At 31.5% G+C, this 21234-nt stretch carries 24 protein-coding genes and 1 pseudogene; 5 read left to right on the plus strand and 20 right to left on the minus strand.

Annotation, left to right across the window (positions count from 1 at the left end):
• Positions 1-93 precede the first annotated feature (93 nt).
• The 8 genes from LG295_RS11400 to LG295_RS11435 are packed head-to-tail and all read right to left on the minus strand — an operon-like array spanning position 94 to position 6515.
• Complete coding sequence (locus tag LG295_RS11400; protein WP_017722629.1) at positions 94-540, minus strand: Na+/H+ antiporter subunit G; 447 nt, start codon at positions 538-540, stop codon at positions 94-96.
• The gene (gene mnhF2 / locus LG295_RS11405; RefSeq protein ID WP_017722630.1) at positions 515-817 is read right to left on the minus strand and encodes a Na+/H+ antiporter Mnh2 subunit F; all 303 of its coding nucleotides are present in this window, start codon (positions 815-817) and stop codon (positions 515-517) included. Before mnhF2 ends, LG295_RS11400 begins: the two co-directional genes overlap by 26 nt.
• On the minus strand, positions 814-1296 hold the full coding sequence (gene mnhE2 / locus LG295_RS11410) for a Na+/H+ antiporter Mnh2 subunit E (protein ID WP_107529823.1): 483 nt from the start codon (positions 1294-1296) through the stop codon (positions 814-816). The genes mnhF2 and mnhE2 overlap by 4 nt, the downstream gene beginning before the upstream one ends.
• The gene (gene mnhD2 / locus LG295_RS11415) at positions 1296-2798 is read right to left on the minus strand and encodes a Na+/H+ antiporter Mnh2 subunit D (protein WP_107529822.1); all 1503 of its coding nucleotides are present in this window, start codon (positions 2796-2798) and stop codon (positions 1296-1298) included. The genes mnhE2 and mnhD2 overlap by 1 nt, the downstream gene beginning before the upstream one ends.
• Positions 2788-3135: a Na+/H+ antiporter Mnh2 subunit C gene (gene mnhC2 / locus LG295_RS11420; RefSeq protein ID WP_017722633.1), complete on the minus strand. Its 348-nt coding sequence runs from the start codon at positions 3133-3135 to the stop codon at positions 2788-2790. Before mnhC2 ends, mnhD2 begins: the two co-directional genes overlap by 11 nt.
• Complete coding sequence (gene mnhB2 / locus LG295_RS11425; RefSeq protein ID WP_017722634.1) at positions 3132-3557, minus strand: Na+/H+ antiporter Mnh2 subunit B; 426 nt, start codon at positions 3555-3557, stop codon at positions 3132-3134. Before mnhB2 ends, mnhC2 begins: the two co-directional genes overlap by 4 nt.
• Positions 3544-5940, minus strand: a complete 2397-nt coding sequence (locus tag LG295_RS11430; RefSeq protein WP_107558113.1) for a DUF4040 family protein — start codon at positions 5938-5940, stop codon at positions 3544-3546. Before LG295_RS11430 ends, mnhB2 begins: the two co-directional genes overlap by 14 nt.
• A 23-nt stretch (positions 5941-5963) precedes the next feature.
• Entirely contained in the window at positions 5964-6515 is a 552-nt protein-coding gene (locus tag LG295_RS11435; protein ID WP_107558112.1) for a tyrosine-type recombinase/integrase, read from the minus strand.
• Positions 6516-6662: 147 nt separating this feature from the next.
• Here LG295_RS11435 and LG295_RS11440 point away from each other — a divergent pair, with 147 nt between their 5' ends.
• Together LG295_RS11440 and LG295_RS11445 are read left to right on the plus strand one after the other, a co-directional pair.
• Entirely contained in the window at positions 6663-6869 is a 207-nt protein-coding gene (locus tag LG295_RS11440; protein ID WP_107529819.1) for a hypothetical protein, read from the plus strand.
• Positions 6870-6883: 14 nt separating this feature from the next.
• Positions 6884-7102, plus strand: coding sequence for a DUF2922 domain-containing protein (locus LG295_RS11445; RefSeq protein WP_107529818.1), 219 nt, complete (start codon positions 6884-6886; stop codon positions 7100-7102).
• A 145-nt stretch (positions 7103-7247) separates the two neighbouring features.
• On the opposite strand, the gene LG295_RS11450 is transcribed toward LG295_RS11445, so the two are convergent.
• Positions 7248-7481 carry a hypothetical protein gene (locus LG295_RS11450; protein ID WP_017722639.1) on the minus strand — a complete coding sequence of 78 codons (234 nt, stop codon included), beginning with the start codon at positions 7479-7481 and terminating at the stop codon, positions 7248-7250.
• Between the two features lie 223 nt (positions 7482-7704).
• On the opposite strand from LG295_RS11450, the gene LG295_RS11455 reads away from it, so the two are divergent.
• From LG295_RS11455 to sarA, 3 genes are all read left to right on the plus strand, one after another.
• Positions 7705-8634 (plus strand): DMT family transporter, encoded by a 930-nt coding sequence (locus LG295_RS11455; RefSeq protein WP_107558111.1) that lies wholly within the window; start codon positions 7705-7707, stop codon positions 8632-8634.
• A gap of 108 nt (positions 8635-8742) precedes the next feature.
• Positions 8743-9687 (plus strand): efflux RND transporter periplasmic adaptor subunit, encoded by a 945-nt coding sequence (locus LG295_RS11460; RefSeq protein WP_318833103.1) that lies wholly within the window; start codon positions 8743-8745, stop codon positions 9685-9687.
• A 364-nt stretch (positions 9688-10051) separates the two neighbouring features.
• Positions 10052-10426: a global transcriptional regulator SarA gene (gene sarA / locus LG295_RS11465; protein ID WP_107529815.1), complete on the plus strand. Its 375-nt coding sequence runs from the start codon at positions 10052-10054 to the stop codon at positions 10424-10426.
• Positions 10427-10686: 260 nt separating this feature from the next.
• Here sarA and LG295_RS11470 read toward each other — a convergent pair whose 3' ends face one another.
• The 11 genes and pseudogenes from LG295_RS11470 to LG295_RS11520 form a co-directional block, all read right to left on the minus strand.
• Positions 10687-11490, minus strand: a complete 804-nt coding sequence (locus LG295_RS11470) for an alpha/beta fold hydrolase (RefSeq protein WP_107558493.1) — start codon at positions 11488-11490, stop codon at positions 10687-10689.
• A 204-nt stretch (positions 11491-11694) separates the two neighbouring features.
• Entirely contained in the window at positions 11695-12405 is a 711-nt protein-coding gene (locus LG295_RS11475; RefSeq protein ID WP_107529813.1) for a hypothetical protein, read from the minus strand.
• Between the two features lie 274 nt (positions 12406-12679).
• A complete protein-coding gene (locus tag LG295_RS11480) occupies positions 12680-13186 on the minus strand; it encodes an SA0570 family protein (RefSeq protein ID WP_107529812.1) in 507 nt (168 codons plus the stop codon).
• A 355-nt stretch (positions 13187-13541) separates the two neighbouring features.
• Complete coding sequence (locus LG295_RS11485) at positions 13542-14342, minus strand: alpha/beta fold hydrolase (protein ID WP_107558494.1); 801 nt, start codon at positions 14340-14342, stop codon at positions 13542-13544.
• A pseudogene (locus LG295_RS11490) lies at positions 14299-15043 on the minus strand (HAD family hydrolase). The gene LG295_RS11485 and the pseudogene LG295_RS11490 overlap by 44 nt, the downstream one beginning before the upstream one ends.
• A gap of 72 nt (positions 15044-15115) precedes the next feature.
• Positions 15116-16066 carry an iron ABC transporter permease gene (locus LG295_RS11495; protein ID WP_107529856.1) on the minus strand — a complete coding sequence of 317 codons (951 nt, stop codon included), beginning with the start codon at positions 16064-16066 and terminating at the stop codon, positions 15116-15118.
• A 274-nt stretch (positions 16067-16340) separates the two neighbouring features.
• Positions 16341-17225 carry an ABC transporter substrate-binding protein gene (locus LG295_RS11500; RefSeq protein ID WP_107558495.1) on the minus strand — a complete coding sequence of 295 codons (885 nt, stop codon included), beginning with the start codon at positions 17223-17225 and terminating at the stop codon, positions 16341-16343.
• Between the two features lie 228 nt (positions 17226-17453).
• Positions 17454-18047 (minus strand): endonuclease III domain-containing protein, encoded by a 594-nt coding sequence (locus LG295_RS11505; protein ID WP_107558497.1) that lies wholly within the window; start codon positions 18045-18047, stop codon positions 17454-17456.
• 189 nt (positions 18048-18236) lie between these two features.
• Complete coding sequence (argS, locus tag LG295_RS11510; protein ID WP_107529808.1) at positions 18237-19904, minus strand: arginine--tRNA ligase; 1668 nt, start codon at positions 19902-19904, stop codon at positions 18237-18239.
• Positions 19905-20318: a DUF1934 domain-containing protein gene (locus LG295_RS11515; RefSeq protein WP_107529807.1), complete on the minus strand. Its 414-nt coding sequence runs from the start codon at positions 20316-20318 to the stop codon at positions 19905-19907. It lies immediately after the preceding gene.
• Between the two features lie 326 nt (positions 20319-20644).
• Positions 20645-21157 carry a YwhD family protein gene (locus LG295_RS11520; protein ID WP_107529806.1) on the minus strand — a complete coding sequence of 171 codons (513 nt, stop codon included), beginning with the start codon at positions 21155-21157 and terminating at the stop codon, positions 20645-20647.
• Positions 21158-21234 lie beyond the last annotated feature (77 nt).

Raw genomic sequence — 21234 nt, forward strand, 5'->3', positions numbered from 1 at the left:
AATTTTCTATTTTAAAGTAAATTTACGATTATTTAAGCTTTTTTAAACAAAAAGACACTTCTTAAAATACGAGAAGTGTCTCCTTGAAACAAATTAGTAATCATGTTCTTTTTCATACGTTTTTCTTCTACGTTCTTCACGCTCATGTGCACGTTTTTTCAATTGTTCAAATGTGTTATTCTCAGTAGCACTCAATAATATATTCGTTTGTCTAGGCGCATCACTTTTTCTATACATATACGCGCCAGTACGGTATGCTGCACGAGAAATTAAGTGCCCCCCAACAGGAGAAGTTAAATTAATAAACACTAAAGCGAGAATAAGTCTTACACTTAAATAACCTTGTGATGAAATAAAATAGATGATAACGCCCACAAGCGTCAATAATACAGATAACGTTGAACTTTTCGTTGCTGCATGACTACGTAAGAAGACATCTTGGAATTTAATTAAACCAATGGCACTAATTAAAGCTATAATACTTCCTAAAAATATCATAAAGGCTGCAATAAGATTAACGATTTCGCTTGTTATTTGCATTGAAGACGTGCCCCCCTTCTATAAATCTAGAAATCGACACTGTACTTACAAAAGAAATAATGGCGATAAGTAATATCGAATCCAAGAATGAGAATGTGCCGAACACGATGCTTAGCAATCCGACCATCGACATTAATATTGCACTGGCAGCATCAAATGCAACTACTCTATCTGCAGTAGTCGGACCTTTTATCAATCTAAATAGTGTTAATAACAAAGCTATACCAAATATAATTAGCGCACTCGTAATAAAGAAATCTATTAGATATTCAATCATTCTGCCACCTCCAATATGAGTCCTTCATATTGTCTGATACTCTTCAGTAATTTCTGCTTTTCTTTATCTGAAACATCAATGGCATGTATAAAGAACTTTTGCTTTTCTTTCGAAATTCTAATAACTGTAGATCCAGGCGTGATAATAATTAAAATTGTTAGGAAAGATACTTCCCAATCTGTATCTAACGTCGTTTCATAAGTTACTAACCCAGGATTTAAGTCCTTTGTTTTAAATAATATATAATTGATTGTCGTAATACTTGAAGTAATTAGCTGGTAAAGATAAACTGCTAAAAACTTAATACTCACCCAAACTTTTTTCAAATAGAATTGTTGTCCAAAGAAACGATGTAAAATATAGATAACTAATAAACCTATAAGGTAACCTGCAAAAAAGGTCGATATTTTAAAAGAATCTTCATCTTGAAAAAGGACCCATAAAAAGGCAATGACAATATTAAGTAAGACTTGTCTCATTATTTATCCTCCTTCATTAAATGAGGATTAACCATTTTTTCGAACAATCCATCATCCATATTTAAGTGCGTCGCATTTTCAGTTACTTTAAATATTAACGGTGCCGCAATACCCATTGCGATAATCGTTGCTACTAAGATACCTATAAGGACTTTACGGTATTGTGGGATTTTTTTAAACACAATAGCCTCGCCTCTTTGTTCATTGCCGAGATACATCACAAAGAAAACTCTAAATAAACTAAACATCGCTATTAAGCTTGTAATAATCATCAGCGTTAAACCAATGTAGTTTCCATTTTCAATTGCACCTTCAAAAATGAACACCTTACCAGGGAAGCCACTTAACGGAGGCACCCCACCGATTGCTAAAATCATCACAACAAACGCTACACCAAAGAATGGCTCTTGTTTCGCCAACCCATGTAAACTTCGATATTGTCTATAACCCGTCACATATACTAGACTACCTATAATAAAGAATAGCAACGTTTTAACTACAATATCATTCGCTAAATAGAAAATAGCACCGTTCACACCTGCAAAAGTATTCGTTCCCAATCCTAAAATTATAAAACCGATAGATAAAATAACCTGATATGCTGCAATTTTTTTAATATCTTTATATGCAAGTACACCAAATGCACCTATTAGCATTGTAATGCAAGATAAGAAAACTAATAACGGGTGTGAAATCCCATGATGTTCATCAAATATAAGTGTAAAGAAGCGAATTAATGCGTAAGCACCAACTTTAGTCATTAATGCTGCGAATAGTGCTGCTAATTCTGTATTTAGCACTGCATATGCTTTAGGTAACCACATGAATAGTACTAATGCAGCTTTTGCACCAAATGCAATTAAGAACACCATGGAAACAATCACGATAGAACTCTTGTCATTCATTTCATTTAGTCGTTGAGATACAAGTGTGAAATTTAATGTACCTGTTAATTTGTACAATAAACCAATGCCTAATAATAGTAACCATGAACCTAAAATATTAAGTACGACATAGATAATTGCAGCACGCAATTGTTCCACTGATTGCCCTAATGTAATAAGTACGAATGATGCCAATAACATCACTTCAAACATCACATAGATATTGAATAAGTCAGCAGTTAGAAATGAGCCTATTACGCCGACAGTTAAGAATAAAATAAAACTAGGTAAATAGTAACGTATCGCCCTTTTCTCAGTTCGTCCAAAGCCATATGCCATAATCAGCGTAACGACAAAACTTGAAGTTACAACCAACAATAGACTTAAGGAATCTCCGACAAATTGAATACCATATGGCGCTTTCCAACCGCCAAAATCTAACGCGAGTGGTTTGTTATACATCACATAAATGAGCAATGCTAAAGAAACGAACGTTGTAAGAGCCATTGTACCAATTGAAAAGGTCCTAGATAACCTACTGTGTGTACGAATGAACACTAAGCCTAAACCACAAACAGCTGGTAGTAGTAATGGTAATATTAATAAATTACTCATCATTGTCATCATCACCTCTCAGTACATCGATTTCATCTTCTTTAGTTACACGATATGTTCTATAAACAAGTACTAAGAGAAAGGCAGTCATTGCAAACCCGATAACAATTGCAGTTAATACAATCGCTTGTAATAAAGGATCCACAAATTGCTTACTTCCTTCACCAATTAAAGGTTCAACCATATCTTTGCTGTATTTACCCATACTCATAATAATTAGATTACCCGCATGCGTGTATATTGAAATTCCAATAACAATTCTTATTAAATTGACCGATAATATCATATACGTTCCAATAAATATTAAAAAGCCAATAACCATTAATAAAATTAAATTCATGAGCGACCACCACTAATTGAAAGCATAACTGTAACAACCACACCAACTACGGATAATACAATACCCGCTTCAAATAGCGTTACAGTTGATAAATGTACTTCACCTAGCAATGGTAGCTGTACATATGCATCTGTTTGGTAAAGGAACGGTTTACCAAAGAACATAGGTACAACTGCTGTAATAAATGATAGTAAAGAACCACAAATCATTAGAATTCTGAAATCTAATGGTAATGCGACTAAAACTTGTTTAACGTCGAAGGCCAAAAACATCAATAGAAATGCTGAACTGAAAACGAGACCGCCAATAAAGCCACCACCTGGATTATTATGACCAGCTAAAAACAGATAAAATCCAAAAGTTAATAGTATAAATACGACAATCTTCGTTATCGTTCGTAATACAACATCATTCTCTTTCATCTTGACCCCTCCGTTCTTTAAAGTTAAGTAATGTATAAATACCTAAACCAGCTATAATTAACACCATACCTTCAAACAATGTATCTAAAGCACGGAAATCACCTAGTATTGAATTCACAATATTTTTACCACCTGCTAAATTATAAGCATCATGATAAAACGTTGAAATTGTAGGCATTGAATCACTTTGTTGAGCGATAAACACCAGTGTCACCACAATGATTGCCATCAGTAGTGATACGGCAATTTTGACTGCTTCACGCTTTTTGTGTACTTTTGCACGTGGAACGTTTGGTAGTCTTGAAAAACTGACGATAAACAGAATCGTAGTAATCGTTTCTACCACTAATTGTGTTAATGCTAAATCTGGCGCTTTCATTAAAATGAAGAAAATTGTGACACAATAACCAATAATTCCATTAAGTATGACCATAGTTAAACGTTGACGAATAAATGTTAAAGCTATACCGAGTACAAACACAACGATTAATGTAATTACTTCAATTGGACCAAATTCACTGACATGAATCTGTTGGACGTGTGGGAAGCCTGCTTGAATAATCCCATAAATAACAACCATACTAAATATTAATAAAGTCAATGTAATATAATGATTTAAGCGGTTATTCATTAAAGTACGGATACCATAACCAGAATAGTGTTCGAATTGATTATATGAACCCAAATATAAGTCGGTGATAGATTTCACCTTAAGTTTGTCAGCATAATTTTTCCAATTTATTTTAAAGGCCATCGTAAATCCAACAACTATTACAATAATGCTTAATATGAGAGGTAAATTGAAGCCATGCCATTGAGCAATATGTGGCGCCACATTATCTACTTTTTCTCCAATTGTGATACTTCGTAATGCCGGTAAAATAACATGATGTCCAAAAACATTTGGGACAAAGAAGATAACCGGTAATAAAATCATCATAATTGCAGAAGGTAGAGTAAAGACAAACGGTTCATGTGGTGAAGTTATCGGTAAATCTGCTTTTTGATAATCTCCCCAGAACACTTCCTTAATCATGTAAGCTGAATATATTAAAGTAAAGATACTTGCTAAAACCCCAATAACTGTTATCACTATAGTTAATGAAAGATTAAATTGAGGTAGTTCAACCGCACTAACTAGGCCATCAAAGAACATCTCTTTACTAAGGAATCCATTTAAGAATGGTATTCCAGCCATAGAGAACGCTGATAATAACATAACGATGTGTGTGATTGGAAACGCCTTTCTTAATCCTGATAATCGACGGATATCTCTCGTACCTGTTTCATGATCAATAATACCTACACCCATGAATAATGCACCTTTAAATAGTGCATGGTTCATAAGATGGAATAATGCTGCAAATAAGATAAATCCGTATGCTTCAGATAATGCTCCAGTAGGGTGTTGTGCAAATCCGCCACCTAAACCAACCATAGCAACAATCATACCTAATTGACTTATTGTTGAATAAGCTAATATAGCTTTCATATCAAACTGTCTCGTTGCATTAACTGCTCCAAATATCATGGTGATTAGACCAATAAATGTCACACAATAAATATAAAAATCACTTAATCCTAATAATGGTGTAAACCTAAATAATAAGAAAATACCTGCTTTAACCATTGTTGCAGAGTGTAAATAAGCACTTACTGGTGTAGGTGCAGCCATTGCTTTCGGTAACCATATGTGGAACGGAAACTGTGCTGACTTTGTAAATGCACCGATCAAGAATAATATAACAATTGGAATAAAAAGATTACTTTCGGCAATCTTATCGCTTTGTTCAATAATTGAAGATATAGAATTCGTACCTGTGACAGTATAAACCATGATGAATCCTACTAATAAAGCAAGTCCACCAAACACTGTAATCATAAACGATTGAATCGCACCAAATTGACTCTCACCTTTACTATACCAATATGCAATTAGTAAAAATGAAGAAACACTCGTTAATTCCCAAAATACATACATTAAAATGGTATTATTTGCAGTAACTACGCCTAACATACTAATCATAAAAAGTAATAAATATATATAAAAACGTGGTAAATTATCATGTTCTTTTGATAGATACTGAGTAGCATAGAAAAATACCGCTAATCCAATAAGTGAAATCAACAAGTTAAAGAATAAACTTAAGCCATCCAATCTAAAATCTATATTTATGTCCAACGATGTAAGCCACGGTATTTTTACTGATACAAAATGACCGTGCATTACTTGTGGTAATTGCCATAAAAAGTATATAGAGGCAACGATGGGTGCTAAGAGTGCAATATGACCTGTAAATCTTTGGATTTTAGGTATAGCCATTGTTACTAATAAAAGTAACATTATTAAAAATAAAGCTCCAAGTAGATAGACTAAACTCATCGTATTCCCCCTTTAATTATAATTTATAAATTTAAAGCTATTGTGGTATTGCTCTTCTTTGTAGAAATACCTATAAATTTCATCGTTTCATAAGTAGTTTGATGTCCGAGGTATTTTTGAATAATAGATATAGATATACCTGATTGATAAGCATGATATGCAAATGTTTTTCTCAAAGTGGTCAAACCAATATGCAACATCCCTAAGTCGTTAGCAGCCGCATGTATAATTCTGTATGCTTGTTGCCTCGATAAACCTTTAAATGTTCTATTTGATTGAAACAACAATTGATTTTCCTTTAGACCTTCTTCATTTATATAATCAAATAACTCATTTCTTAAATCATCAGGTAACTTGATATAAATGTTTGGGGCGTGGTCTTCTAGCCAATATAATTTTATGTGATCGTCTGCACCTTTGACATCATTCACACATAAATTCAATAATTCAGATAGTTTAATACCTGTATGTATTGCAAATTTAAACAGTAAATAATCCCGTCTAGACTTACAGCTCAATACTTTATACATTGATTTAATTTCTTCAATATCCCTGATAGGATCTACTTGATTCATATTTCCACCTCTCACACCATAAACGTTTCTTATTTAATGATATATGATATTTATGTCACATGAAAGTGTTTAATACAAATTTTCAAAATTTTTTTGACCGTTTTGTTATTCTCAGTCGATATATATAGTGAAAGGAGGTTAATTATAATGAATAATATAAGTCAACTCGCAGTCACATTATCGCGCACATTGTTCGACAAAAATGGTAAAGCTAGTCAATTTAAACGTCATTTCAGTAATTTAAATACAGACGTAACACCTGAACAACTTAAAAGCTTCAAATCCATTATCGAACAAATCACAGGAGAACGATTTGACAAACTTGAAGTCATTAAGACAGAAACGATTAATTAAGGAGGACACAAAATATGTCACAAACGTTAGAACTTATTTTCAACGATGCCGTTAATAAGACAGTCAAATTACAATTACCCAAAATTGAGCACTTTATAAACGAATCTGCCGTTAAAGAGGGTATGGTCAAATTAATTCAGTTGGATATTTTGAGACCGAAAGCAGGTATTCCTAAAACAGTGCATGCTGCACAAATTATAGATAAATCTACTAAACTTATATTTGAAAATTAATTATCTAGTAACTACGACGTAATGGACTATAATTAAAACCATTACGTAAAAAAGGCTTGAAACAAATGTTTCAGGCCTTTTTACTGGTTAATAATAAATGTCACATCATATAATCAACTGACTACTTTTCTATTCTAATCTATCATTAATCTCTCGAAGGTCTTAGTCTAACGGTATCACCAAAAAATATCTTCTTCTTACCCAATTTTTTACACATTGAATATTTATCATATACTTCAACAATTTGAGCTAAATTTTTATAGGTCCGTCTAGGATTCAACACTTCTATAAATTGATTCTTTTTTATTTGATCGTTACTGCCTGCGCCAACAAAAAAAGTTTCCTCATCTAAAAGACGAATTATGGAAAGTTGTTTCAATATCTATAGTCACTCACTTCTAAAATTACTTTCATTATTCAAAATACATTAAATTTGTTAATTTTTATTATCTAAAAAACATCAACATACGTATTTTATTATACTTTGTTTGTTGTGTACATTATTTTCTCTGATATGCATATATTTCTGCGCCTAATTTAAATGTATGCATACATTAATCTTTCCTTTATAATATAGTTATCTCGAAGGAAAGCGTGATTTAATGGTTCTCTTATATATCATTGGTATTGTTGCAGGCATGGTAGTTCCGTTTCAAACTTCAATCAATTCTAGGTTGAGTTTATATACAAGATCTTCATTCTATGCATCAACGATTTCATTTGCAACAGGAACTCTTTTTTTAATTTTAATTAATCTTATTATTAATCCCCATGTCTTTACGGGGCAATTTTATAGTAATCAATCATTGAATTATCAATGGTTTGTTGGTGGTATGCTAGGCGTTATTTTCTTAACAGGCAATCTATTACTTCTACCTCGTTTAGGCGCTTCTTTAACAGTCGTCATGACTGTAGCAGGTCAAATTATAATGGGCGTGGTAATCGATAGCTTTGGATGGTTCGGTGCCGATAAACATCCTTTCACCTTACTAAAAGTTTTAGGAATCTTTTTTTTAATTTTCGGCATTTTACTTATGAATTATGTCCGACGAGACCCTAAAGACAAAGCTCAATCTTCAACGGTATATATCTGGCTTATTATTGGCTTTATATTTGGCTTCTGCCCACCTATCCAAACAGCTATTAATAGTGCATTGGGTCAGCAACTACATTCATCAATAATGGCATCACTCGTATCCTTTACAGTTGGAACCATTGTATTGTTTATATTGACACTGATATTTAACAAAAGTCTTAAAGTTGCGACTTTTAATAATAAACAAGGCAAGTTAAAACCTATTTATTTTATCGGTGGCATATTAGGTGTCATCTTCGTAACAACAAATATTATCTTGATGCCACATTTAGGCGCTGCGCTAACAACAATTATTGTTATGCTAGGTCAAATGCTAATGGGTATCATCATAGATCATTTTGGACTCTTAGGCACAAATGTTAATAAAGTGACACCACGTAAAGTTTCAGGAATTATAGCCATTATGATTGGTATTATATTGCTAAGATTATTTTAAAATTGTGATAGTGCGTCATTTACTTTTATCAAACTGTAAATGACGCACTTTTTTTATAGCACATTAAGTCACTTTTACTGTATAATCAAACCATATTAACAACAAGAGGTGACCTCATTGCGAAAATTTTTCGTATTACTCACATTATTAGTAATTTTAAGTAGTATGGCATTATTTTGTTGGTATTATTTAAAATCAATATCCCCTAATCAGACAAATTCTCACATAGAAACAATTAAAATTAAATATGAACCCTCCTATCACTTTTCAGGCATACAGTCCCCAAGCCAAATAACAAAGCTACTATTAGAAACAGATAAAGGTTATATTCATAATTGGTTTATAAAAAATAATGACACTGTAAAAAAACATCAACCCCTCTTCGAATATTACAATCCAAACACCGAACGTCTCATCGCTAACAAACAAAAATATCTATCACACTTAAAACAAAAAAAACCGCGATCACAGTCAATTATTAGTAATGAAATCAGCCGAACCCAATCAGAAATTGAATCATTACAATCAACGTTACGCACGGTTATATATGCACCTTTTGATGGTAACATCCATATAAACCAAAATTTCCCTACTAAAGATAAAGAACTTATTCTGCAAATTTTTAATTCTAATGCTATAATCAAGTCTGTTGTTTCTGAATCACTTATAGCACAATTGCATGAAAATGATAAAGTATTGCTTAAAGATGACAGCCAACAAAGTTTCACTGGTAAAATAACGTATATTTCTAAATTACCAAGACAATTTGATCCTGCAGCTAAATATTCACAATATAATGTAGAAATAAGTACTAACTCCGAAGCGTTATATGGCAGGCATTATAATATTGAAAAACCTAATAAAAAAATTGTAATACCAAAATCCGCAATATATAATGATAAATTTGTTTTCTTACAAAGAAATAAAAAATTTATTAAACGGGTTATCAAAGCACAAAATATGGGTAATGGAAAAGATGTGTTAATTCTTGAAGGTTTAAAACAAGGCGATATAATCGCTAGAAACGTTGATACAGTACCGTCTAAAAATTAGATGTACACGGTATAAATAGTAATCACCTTTAAATACAAAAAGCTTATTTACTATTTTTATCAAATTACAACAAATTGAAACAAAGATATATTAATTTCAATTCAATCATTGGTATGTATAGAATTGAATTAATATCTGAAATCATTTACGTAACGCTTAAACAGTTTTTTGTTTACTTTCTATTTTTATTTAGTTATAATAAACTAAATAATAGTGGTTTTAATATATTTTAGCTAAATATAATTAAGCCATAGATTATGATAAACGCTTTGTTTTACACTTTGAATTAAGACAAATAATTATACAAAAACATTTTTAATATGTATATTTGATTGGGCATATAGAATTAGGGAGGAATAATAGGATGGCTATCACCAAAATCAATGATTGTTTTGAATTATTAGCTATGGTTACTTACGCTGATAAATTAAAAGGTATTATCAAAAAGGAATTTTCTGTAAGTTTTGAGGAGTTTGCTGTATTAACATATATCAGCGAGCATGAAAGTGAAGAATATTATTTAAAAGATATTATTAACCACTTAAACTATAAACAACCTCAAGTTGTTAAAGCAGTTAAAAACTTATCACAAGAAGATTACTTCGATAAAAAACGTAATGAACATGATGAAAGAACTGTATTAATTTTAGTAAGCACAAAACAACGCAAGAAAATTAATGAGTTATTATCACGTGTTAACGATCGCATTAAAGCAGCAAACGACGATAACGAAGTATAAACTTTTCATTAACAGAATTAGAGTGACGGAAACTTTATTTTTCAAATGTAGTCTCTAAACCACTCTAGTTAGACATAACTGATTAATAAGAAGCTTACAGCGCTTGTTAGAAGCGCTTATTTTATTTAAATCAGCCTATGCAAATTAAAAATAAGCCTAAGACATTCATTATGTCTTAGGCTTATTTTTATGTAAGTCATGTTTTTCAAGTGATTACCATTAAAACAATGTATAAAGAACAGAATACCAAAAATAATACTTTAATATTTTTGATATTCTGTAGCATTTATAAATTCGCTATAAACATCTAAAAAATGCTTTGGCTCTTCTATATGAGGTGCATGACCAGAATGTTCAAATTCTACCATTTGTAATGAAGTAAATGCATAATGATACTTTTCTATTACTTCAATAGGAACTAATGGATCATACTTCCCATTAATAATTAATGTGGGTATATCCGTATTTTTAATAACGACATCTTTATTAAATACTGGAAATTCCATTAACGCTCTCGTAGCTACAGCACTATCTTCTGCCGATTGTCTGCTATAGATTAATTGATTTTGGAACCATCTTTTTGCCTTATCTTCTGCTTGATACATATATGGTAATAATAAAATAAGTGATTCTGATTTATCGAAACCTTCAATTTCATCTTGATACTCAATCATCAATTTATTTAATCCATGTACGCTATCGATTAAATTACATGCTATCAATGTCAGCGTCTTTACCATCGAGTTATATCTATCACTAAAATGTTTTGCAATCAAACCACCCATATCATGCCCAATAATATGCGCCGTTGAAATATCTAATTTTGTCATCAATCCCCTTAAATCTTCTACATGATCTTCTAAATTAAATGAATTGGGTTTAGATGATTTACCGTGACCTCTAACATCGTAAACAATAACTTCGTAATGTTGCTTTAATTCTTCTTTCAAACTAAATAACGAAGCCATATTACCATCGAGTCCATGGATTAATATAATAGGAAAACCTTGACCCTCTTGGATGTAAGCAATCTCGTTGTTACAGTTTGTTACTAATTTTTTCATTATGGGTCACCTCCCCTTACAAAAGTAATATACCCCAATTTTAAAGTGCATATGCTACATTTTTTATTTTTGATTATTTTATAATCTGATATATTTTATAAACACTTTAGATACAATAAAAACACGTCCCATTTTGTAGTCATAAGACTTTGAATAAACGGCACGTGTTTCAGTTTACTTTTTAATTAATTCCAAAAATTGATATTAGTTTCGTGAAGAAATTCGAATAGTGTAATAAATAATTACAATAAGTAGTAAAATCCAAATAACTATAGAGGCAATTTGTGTAATACTTGAGTTGCTTATCATGGCATCAATAGTCTTTTGACATAATAGTAAACCAATACCTGTAAATTCTAATCTTCTAAAATACAGACCTGATATACTAAATAAAATTCCGATAAAAAACACGGCTTGATGTGCATAAATTGTAACAGCAACAATACCTAAATTGATATTAAAACCTTGTAAGACAACAAGAACCATCGATACAACAGCGACTCCTAATCCTATAACCATTTCGAATTTATTACTATATAGATAATTCTTCCAATCAATCCTTAAATATATAAAAATTGAAATTGGTAAAATCACTAGACAATAAAAAATAGAAGTACCTGTAGCTGCTTGAAATGGTACATACTGTTTATCATATAAGTAAGATAACAAGATAAAATTCACAATAAAAAATATGATAGGATTCAATTGTAAAGTGAATAAATTACGTTGTATAGTTAATATAATTTCAGCCGGTGATTTACGTCTATATTCTATATAATCTTCATCTTTTGCTTCGGATTTTTTTAAATCTCTTTTTAGTTTCTCTTTAATATCATCTATTAAATTGGGAGAAAGCCCTTTATGAGTAAAATAGTCATTTATATTTTCTACTAAAACTTTATCGTTAACTCTCATGATTGGCTCCTTTGAATCATTTTTTAATTTATGTAATGACCGTTTTTTTAAAGTCATTAAAATTGTTTAACCTTTAATTCAGTTAATAGTCTCACATTACTCTCTATTTTAACAATAAATTGAGGCTAAGACATTAATAAATGTCTTAGCCTCTCAATTAATATTGGTAGTTTAAGTACTACTTTAAAGAACCACTTTTTTAAAGTCACACTATTCAACCATTAAAATTCTAATTCGCTACCACACAATTCGTTAAAACGTTACAAAGTAAATGTTATTTCCCCATATCTATACGATATAGTTTGATATCTTTATCACTTGGTGATGCTGAACTAAATTGATAAGATAATTCATCATCTTGTACATAGCCAAAGTTACCAGTGACATTATTATAATGTTCACGTGTAACAGCATTTTTACTTACCTGTGACTTAACATCTTTATATGTTGGGCCATTCGTATCATTGTAACTCATAGAAACACGGGTAATTTTACCTTTGTTTTTCTTACCGTCTGCCGTCACAACAAGCACACCGTTATCTTTTTTAAATTCATAAAAGTGTTCATTACCATCAGGACTATATGAATAAATTGGTGCATTATTTTCGCTCAATACGCTTTGTATAGAAGCACCTATTTTAGCACCTTCTAGCGTTGTGTCTCCTTGTTGAAGTGATTTAACACTTTGGATAGAGTTACCTGATGCTGCCTCAACACTACCTGTACTAAATCCAGAGATTGCTAGACCTGAAACTAGGACTGCTGCAAATACTTTTTTCATAAGCACTCTCTCCTTCTGTATATATATAAGTTATCTTGTGCTTATCTATATTGTACTATAAATATTACCAAAATAACAGTGGTGTTACAAAAATATTACAAAAAACTATCAATCTGTAATCAAAGTAACAATTAAATGTTAGCGACTCTAAATTATATTATTAATCATTAGATGGATGAAATTATCTCATTTTCACAATCTCCGACCAACACCAACCCTTTCATATTATTATCTAATAACATCTGCCCCTCTTACAGTAATGTCCTTCTAACGAATCATACTCCCCATTTTGGCTTTAAACAAAAAACAAACCAAATGCTATAATTAGCTTTTGGTTTGCTTACAATACTGTATTTTAATACAATGTTGCTGGTTCATTTTCTTTAATAAATTCAGTTACAACATTTACAAATTTTTCTTTTTCTTCTACAAATGGATATAACCCTGATGCAGTAAAAACTTCAAACTTCACTTTTCCTATATAGTCGCCTACTTCTTTTGCTTCAACAACGGTAGTTCTCGCACCATGTTGCCCAGCAACAATTAAGGTTGGTGAATTAACGGCATTTAAGTAACGCATAATATCATTATTATTAAACGAGTCTTTTACAGCATTTAATTCTGATTTTGTTGCAATGCTATTAGTATCATCTACTTGTTTTAAGAATTTTTTAGCTTTGCGTTTAGAATAATATAAATGCTTATCTAGAAATTTTTGTTGTGCTTCTTTATCCCAATTTCTAATTAGGTCAGCGTGCTTACGATACAAGCGTTCCTCAGGCGACATATCACTTAATAAAGTTGGATTGATTAATGTTAATGAACTTGTCATATCTGGATATAATGATGCAAATGATACTGCAACTGAAGCACCTAATTCATGACCGATAAATGCACATTGAGTTACATATAAGTGATCTAATAATGCTTTAATATCCTCGGCATATGTTTCAAAATTAATTTCATTTGGTTTATCTGAATAACCATGACCACGTAAATCTACTAATATAACTTGATTATCTTTATTAAATTTTTCTTCAATATCATTAAAAACAGTTAAATTGTCTAAAGCAGTGTGTAGCATCACTATCACATTGCCTTCTCCACTCGTTCTATAATTTAAGGCTACACCATCTCTTGTTGTAAATAGATTCATAATTATCTCCCTTTCTTTGCAATAGGTAATATAGATAACAGCTCTTCAGTTGTATTGATTGTAAAGTCTACTTCTTCTGGTAAAGGCTCTACATCAACTGTTTCCTCTTCTTTAAACCAGACACTAATCATGCCCATCGCTCTTGCTGGCGCTACATCATTTAGGGGGTCATCACCCACATACATAGTCTCTTCTGGTTTTGTACCTAATTGATTTAACATATCTTCAAAAATCCTCGGATGTGGTTTGCGATATCCAACAGTTTCTGAAGTGGATAAGTAGTTAATAGCATCTTCTACACCTAATGCATGCATTCGGTATTGTTTGATTTTAGATTTACCATTAGCTATGACACCTGTTAAATAACCACTGTTTGTCAATTTTTCTAAAGTATATAATGTATCGTAATATGGAAAGACGTAACGGTAAAAATGCATCTCAAAGTCATGAAATAAATCTTTCCAAGTTAACCGATCAACGTGAAAATCTTTAATAATTGCTTTATACAGTTCTGGTTTATCATGATCTTCATCATCATCTAGCTCAATAAATTTTCTTTTAAAATCTTCAAGTTGAATGCGCACCAAATAATCATGGAATCGCTCATATTGCTCTTCAATAAATTTCTCACGTGATTTTTTTCGGTCTAAAAGTGTGCCTTCTAAATCAAATACGACCGCTTTAACTTGTGTTAAGTCCATCATCATAACCTTCTTTATAAACATTTTTTCAAACAAACAAATTTTGCTTTATATTTTTTTAAATATCACTATCTAATCATGAACACGCGATTGTGTTATCATAATATAAAATAATACTGGAATACCAAGTAAAGCTAAAATAATACTAGCTGGTATTTGGAAAGGGTCTAACAACGTGCTCCCCAACCAATCTGAGAGTACCATAATTGTACCACCTATCAGCATGTTCAGTACCATTTGTTGACCTAAATTATAATGTACACTATTTCTTCTTACAAGTTGAGGAATAACCATTCCAATAAATCCAATAACTCCCACATATGCCACAATCACTGCAGTCATAATTGAAGCAATTAGCAATAGCGTATATGTCACACTTTTCACATTTAGTCCTAATGATTGCGCACGTAAATCTCCAAGTTGTAATAACTTTATTTTAGAAATCATACCAAATAGTATGATCACACTTATGAGGGTTACAATACCAATATAAATGACTTCATTATACTCTGCAGATGAAAACCCACCAAACATATAATTTACTATATTCTTCATTTTACTTTGATTAAATATAATCAAAACATATAAGAACGCATTAAAGAGTGCGCCTATCATAATTCCAGCTAATATTAATGTTCTAATTGGATAGCCTTTTGACATGGCTGTAGTTAAAGCAATAACTAAGATTAGCGTAATGATACTAAATACTACTGAAAACATCGGCAACCATATAAAGGAAACACCTATGACAACAGCTAAACCTGAGCCAAACGTCGCACCACTTGCGAGACCTAAAGTGAAACTATCTGCTAACGGGTTATTTAGCAACGTTTGAAACATATGGCCCGCTAATGTTAAGCCTACTCCTGCTAATAATGCTTGCAACATTCTCGGCATTCTCACTTGATATAAAATTGTTTGGGATAATGCGTCACTCACATGTCCAATTCCCCACATCAAACTTAATAAAATGCTTGTTATAAGTAGTATTAACCATATGATGATTGCTTTATAATATCTCATTTCTTTCCAAGCCACGCTTTCACTTACATATTTCAACTATTACAATACCACCTGTAATCCATTAACACTATATTTAATCGTATGAATTTCTTTAAATTATAAAAAGAGAGCGAAACATAAATCTAAACTTTTACTTAGATTTATGTTTCGTCCCTCAAAACTTATAACTAACACCAATGTTTTACATTCCAACAAGAAAATATGTAATACTCATGAGGTGTTATCTTTAATGCTCCCTATGATAATGACATCTTATTTATCAATATCTAGTATCTTATTGTTTATAAATAGCATCTCTCAACGCTTTCAATCCGTCATCAATTCTCGGCCCTGGACGCGAAATTTGATCTCCATTTATTGCTTCAATATTATTGTTTTTTACCGCATTAATTTCGTTAAAACCACCACGTTGATCAATAATTTTTTCATATTCTGATTTTGAAATCCCCATTGTTGATATCAAAATATCAGGATTCTTCTTAATGATATCTTCTTTAGTAACTTTTTGCCATCCTGTTAAGTTAGAAAAACTGTTATCTACTTTTAATTGATTGAGCATATCATCAAAAAAAGTTTCTTTACCTGCAGTATATATTTCCGGCTCAGATGATACCTCCATAAATACTTTTTGGGCTTTAGCATCTTTAGGAATAGATGCTTTAACTTCTTTAATATTTGCTTTTGTTTCTTTTACAAGTTCCTTAGCTTCTTTATTCTTACCTGTGACTTTCCCTATTTGTTGAAATGTTTTATACATTTCATCAATGGATTGAGCATCTTTGACATATACAACTTTTACGCCATTTTCCTTTAGTGAATTGAGTATTTTACCACTCGTAGACTTTTGGGATTCATGTGCTAAAATCAAATCAGGTTTAGCCTTCAACAATGCTTCTTTATTTAACTTCATCGCGTCAAAGTGCTTTTTATCTTTCACTTCTTTTGGATAATCATCTACAGTTGATACACCAACCACACTGTCGCCTAAACCTAATTCATATAAAATTTCAGTGTTACTTGGAATCAACGATACAATTCGTTTATAATTATGATTTTCTGATTGCTCATTTTTTTCTGATTGATTAGAATTTGTACCACATGCTACTAAAAGCATAGACATAACAATAAAAAGACATACTATTTTAAATTGCTTTTTCATTTCTTTAACTCCTATTATCAATTTTCTTTTATCATACCAAATTCCAATACATTTTTAATTATTTTTTTAAGTATTTCTTTCCAAATTCAGACAGATATTGACATAATTCCATGCAGGTAGCGGATAGTTTTCCCAGTGCTTCTAATAAAGTTTATGATCTTATGTCAACGTAATTGGAATAACTTGATCAAATCATCATTTTCACATACAAATCTTTTCAAATTAAAGTCATCGTACGAAATATTTTTCTAAAAAATCAATTTTGTTTGTTCCGCCACCGTTAAAGTATGCTTTACCAAAATTATCTAATAATGCATGAAATTCATTTGCATCTTGGTTCGTAAAGTTATCTGGCAGCATGACATGTTTTTTTAGCTTTTCATAACTCGTAGTATGATCATAACCCAATTTATAATATATTCTTCGCGTATAACTGTCCGGTATAAATTCAATACCGCCAAATATATAGACAAGTAAAACATCTGCTGTCTCACTACCAACGCCTTTTATACTTAACAATGCCTTACGAAGATTTGCTTGAAAATATTTGTTAATGGCTTCATAATCAAAATCAAATTGGTCTAACCAGCTCAATAAAGCATGAATCGTTTGTGCTTTACTTTTGTAAAATCCACTAGACTTTATAACCTTTTGCAGAACATCAATTTCTAAATTTAGTATTTGTTGTGGTTCTAATGAAGTATTAAGTTTAAGAGATTCAATTGCATAAGCAGCGTTTCTCCAATTCGTATTTTGAACTAAAATTGCGCCTAGCATTATTTCAACCTTTGTGTCAGCAGGCCACCAACCTTGTGGACCCATGTGATTATATAATTCACGATATAACGTTTTGGTGTCTAAATTCACTTGAACCTTCCCCTAATTATTTTTGTCTTTCTTGAAATTTTAACACAATAAAGAGAGCTAGCACGATCTATTATTTTTTAAATAAGCTAACATCAGCCTACTCAAAAACAACAAATTTCATACTAGCTCTCTTTTATTTACACACTACATTGATTCTGGTGCAGTCACACCAACTAAATCAAGCGCATTGTGCAATGTAATTCTCACTGCATCTACTAACGCGATAAGCGCTTTTGTCTTATCCTCATCATCTGTCAACACTTTTTCAGCATTATAAAACTTATGGAAATGTGAAGCCAAATCTTGAATATAATTTGTAATTCTATGTGGCGCTCTATTCGTAGCCGCACTTTGTATCGTAGTTTCAAATTCAGCAATTTTTTTCAATAAATCAATTGCTTTGTCATTTGTAATAAGTGAATAATCTGCGTCTTTAGAAGGCGTAATACCTCTTTCAGCCGCTTGTTTCAATATTGAACAAATACGCGCGTGTGCGTATTGTGCATAATAAACTGGATTGTCTTGAGATTCTTGTTTAGCAAGTTCCATATCAAAGTCAAAGTGCGTATCAGGGCTACGCATTGTTAAGAAATAACGTGCAGCATCTACGCCCACTTCGTCCATAATTTCACGTAACGTGATGGCATTACCTGTACGTTTACTCATTTTAACTTCTTGCCCATCTTGCATTAAACGCACCATTTGCATAATTTGTATCTCAAGGCGTTCACTATCCACACCAAATGTTTCAAGAGAAGCTTTTAAACGGTTGATATAACCATGATGGTCAGCACCGAATAAATTGATTAAAGTGTCATTACCACGCTCAATTTTATCAAAGTGATATGCAATATCTGGTAAGAAATAAGTATAATTACCATCATTTTTGATTAATACTCTGTCCTTATCATCTTTAAAATCAGTAGTACGTAACCATGTCGCACCATCTTTTTCGTAAGTATAACCAAGTTCAGTCATCTTATTAAGTACTTCTGTGATTTCGCCTTTTTCATATAAAGTCGTTTCACTGAACCAACTATCAAAATGGGTATTAAAATCAGCTAAATCTGTTCTTAATTTTTCCATTTCATAATCCACGCCTAATTTTCTAAATGTTTTAATACGCGTTTCTTCATCTAGGTCTTTTAATTCTGGCTGTTTTTTAGCTAAATCTTTACCAATATTAATAATATCTTTTCCGTGATATCCGCCTTCTGGCATTTCAAATGAGTAATCACCAAGCGCTTCAAAATAGCGTGCTTCAATAGAACGTGCTAAATTTGTAATTTGATTACCGGCATCGTTAATGTAATATTCTCTAGTTACATTATAACCCGCTGCAGTTAAAATATTGGCTAATGTATCACCAACAGCGGCATTACGTGCATGACCGATGTGTAAATCTCCAGTTGGGTTTGCTGACACATATTCTAGTAATATGTTTTTACCATTTTTTTCTTCTGTGCTTCCAAATTCAGAGCCTTTATCTATAGCTTCTGAAATGATAGCTGTTAGATAAGCATTATCTAAATAGAAATTAATAAAACCAGGTCCAGCAATTTGTACTTTTTCAACATTAGCTGCAGTTGTATCTAAGTTGTCTACGATTGCTTGGGCAATTTCACGTGGATTACGTTTCGCAATCTTTGTTAAAACCATTGCAATATTCGTTGAATAATCACCATTTGAAGTATCTTTAGGGATTTCAACTTTAATTTCTGGAATTTCACTTGCGTCTGCGAGTTGCGCTTGCTGTATACTATGATTGATTTCTTCAATCAATGTTTGTTTCACTTGATCAATTATATTCATTTACGGCGTCTCCTTATAAATAATTTCATATTGGTAAGAACCCATTTTTTCTTCATCTTGAATTAAATCATAATGCACTTTTAACTTACCGCCATTATCTAATACAAAGTGTAAAATAGAGTGTGTACGTACAGTTAACGGTATCCGACCACCACTAATTTCGTATAAAGTAATTGTATCTTCACCTTCAACAAAATGAAGATTCATATTGATATCACCTTTACGAATAATTTTTACACCGGTTTCTTCAATTTTAACTGTCACATTTACAGTCATTTCATTAACTTCTTCTTGATAACGTATAAATTCAGCGTTTCGTTTTTGCCACGTGCCTCGTGTATTCACATTAAATTTCTCTTTATTGTCAAATTGTTTAACAACTTGTTTAGTTTGGATATTAACATTGTTTTCCAATGTACGTTTCACCCTAATCTTTTAAAATAATACACACCATTATAGCATACTTAATATATGCATTACAGTTGATAAAACGATTTTATCATAGTTTCATTTTGTCGATATAACGTATATCTATACAAAATAAAGGAATTATATAAACAAACTCCTGTTATTATACACACATGAAATAAATCATCTTTTTTAAATATGATAAAAGTAACTACAATAGAAATTATTAGCGTATCAATTTCAAGCCAATCCTTCACTTCGCTAAACTTATATAGAGAAAAGGAGATAGCAATACCTTAATTTAAGGCTTAGCCATCTCCCAATAAAATTAACTATTTACTTTCTAAAGTTTCATGTAATATTGCTGCAGAATTACGCCACATCTCCGCATCATGTGATTCAAGGAATTCTCTTAACACAGCTTTATTTTCTTCTCCAATATGGTCTATTTCGATTTGATGTTTCATTGATTTATCCATCATATTAACATGTTCAGGCATACTCTTATACCCTCTACGTATACCCTTGTTCACCAATAAGTAACAAGCTGTAACACCGGCATAGTAAGGACCATTTTCTCCTCTTTCAGTTGTAACCCAACATAGCCAATATGGTTTAGCTTCTTCACCTTCTACCACTTCTTTTTCTTTAATCCATTTAACGCCTTTTTCAACGCTCGAACGTGCGTGCATACCACCTATATCAATAAAAGCTTCTTTATTTTGTACATCTATAAAGACAGGTGCTACGTTGTCTAAACTAATTGAACCTATATTTGTACCCTTATGTCCGTCTAGTGGATCATTTTTGATAATATTGAATTTAAACCCTTTGTTTTCAGCCATTATCGCACACCTCCCACATTTTCATTTAATTTATAATAGTTATTGAGTTTAATCAATGATTGGCTATTAACTATTGA

This window comes from Staphylococcus pseudoxylosus (assembly GCF_044794325.1).
GTDB lineage: Bacteria > Bacillota > Bacilli > Staphylococcales > Staphylococcaceae > Staphylococcus > Staphylococcus pseudoxylosus.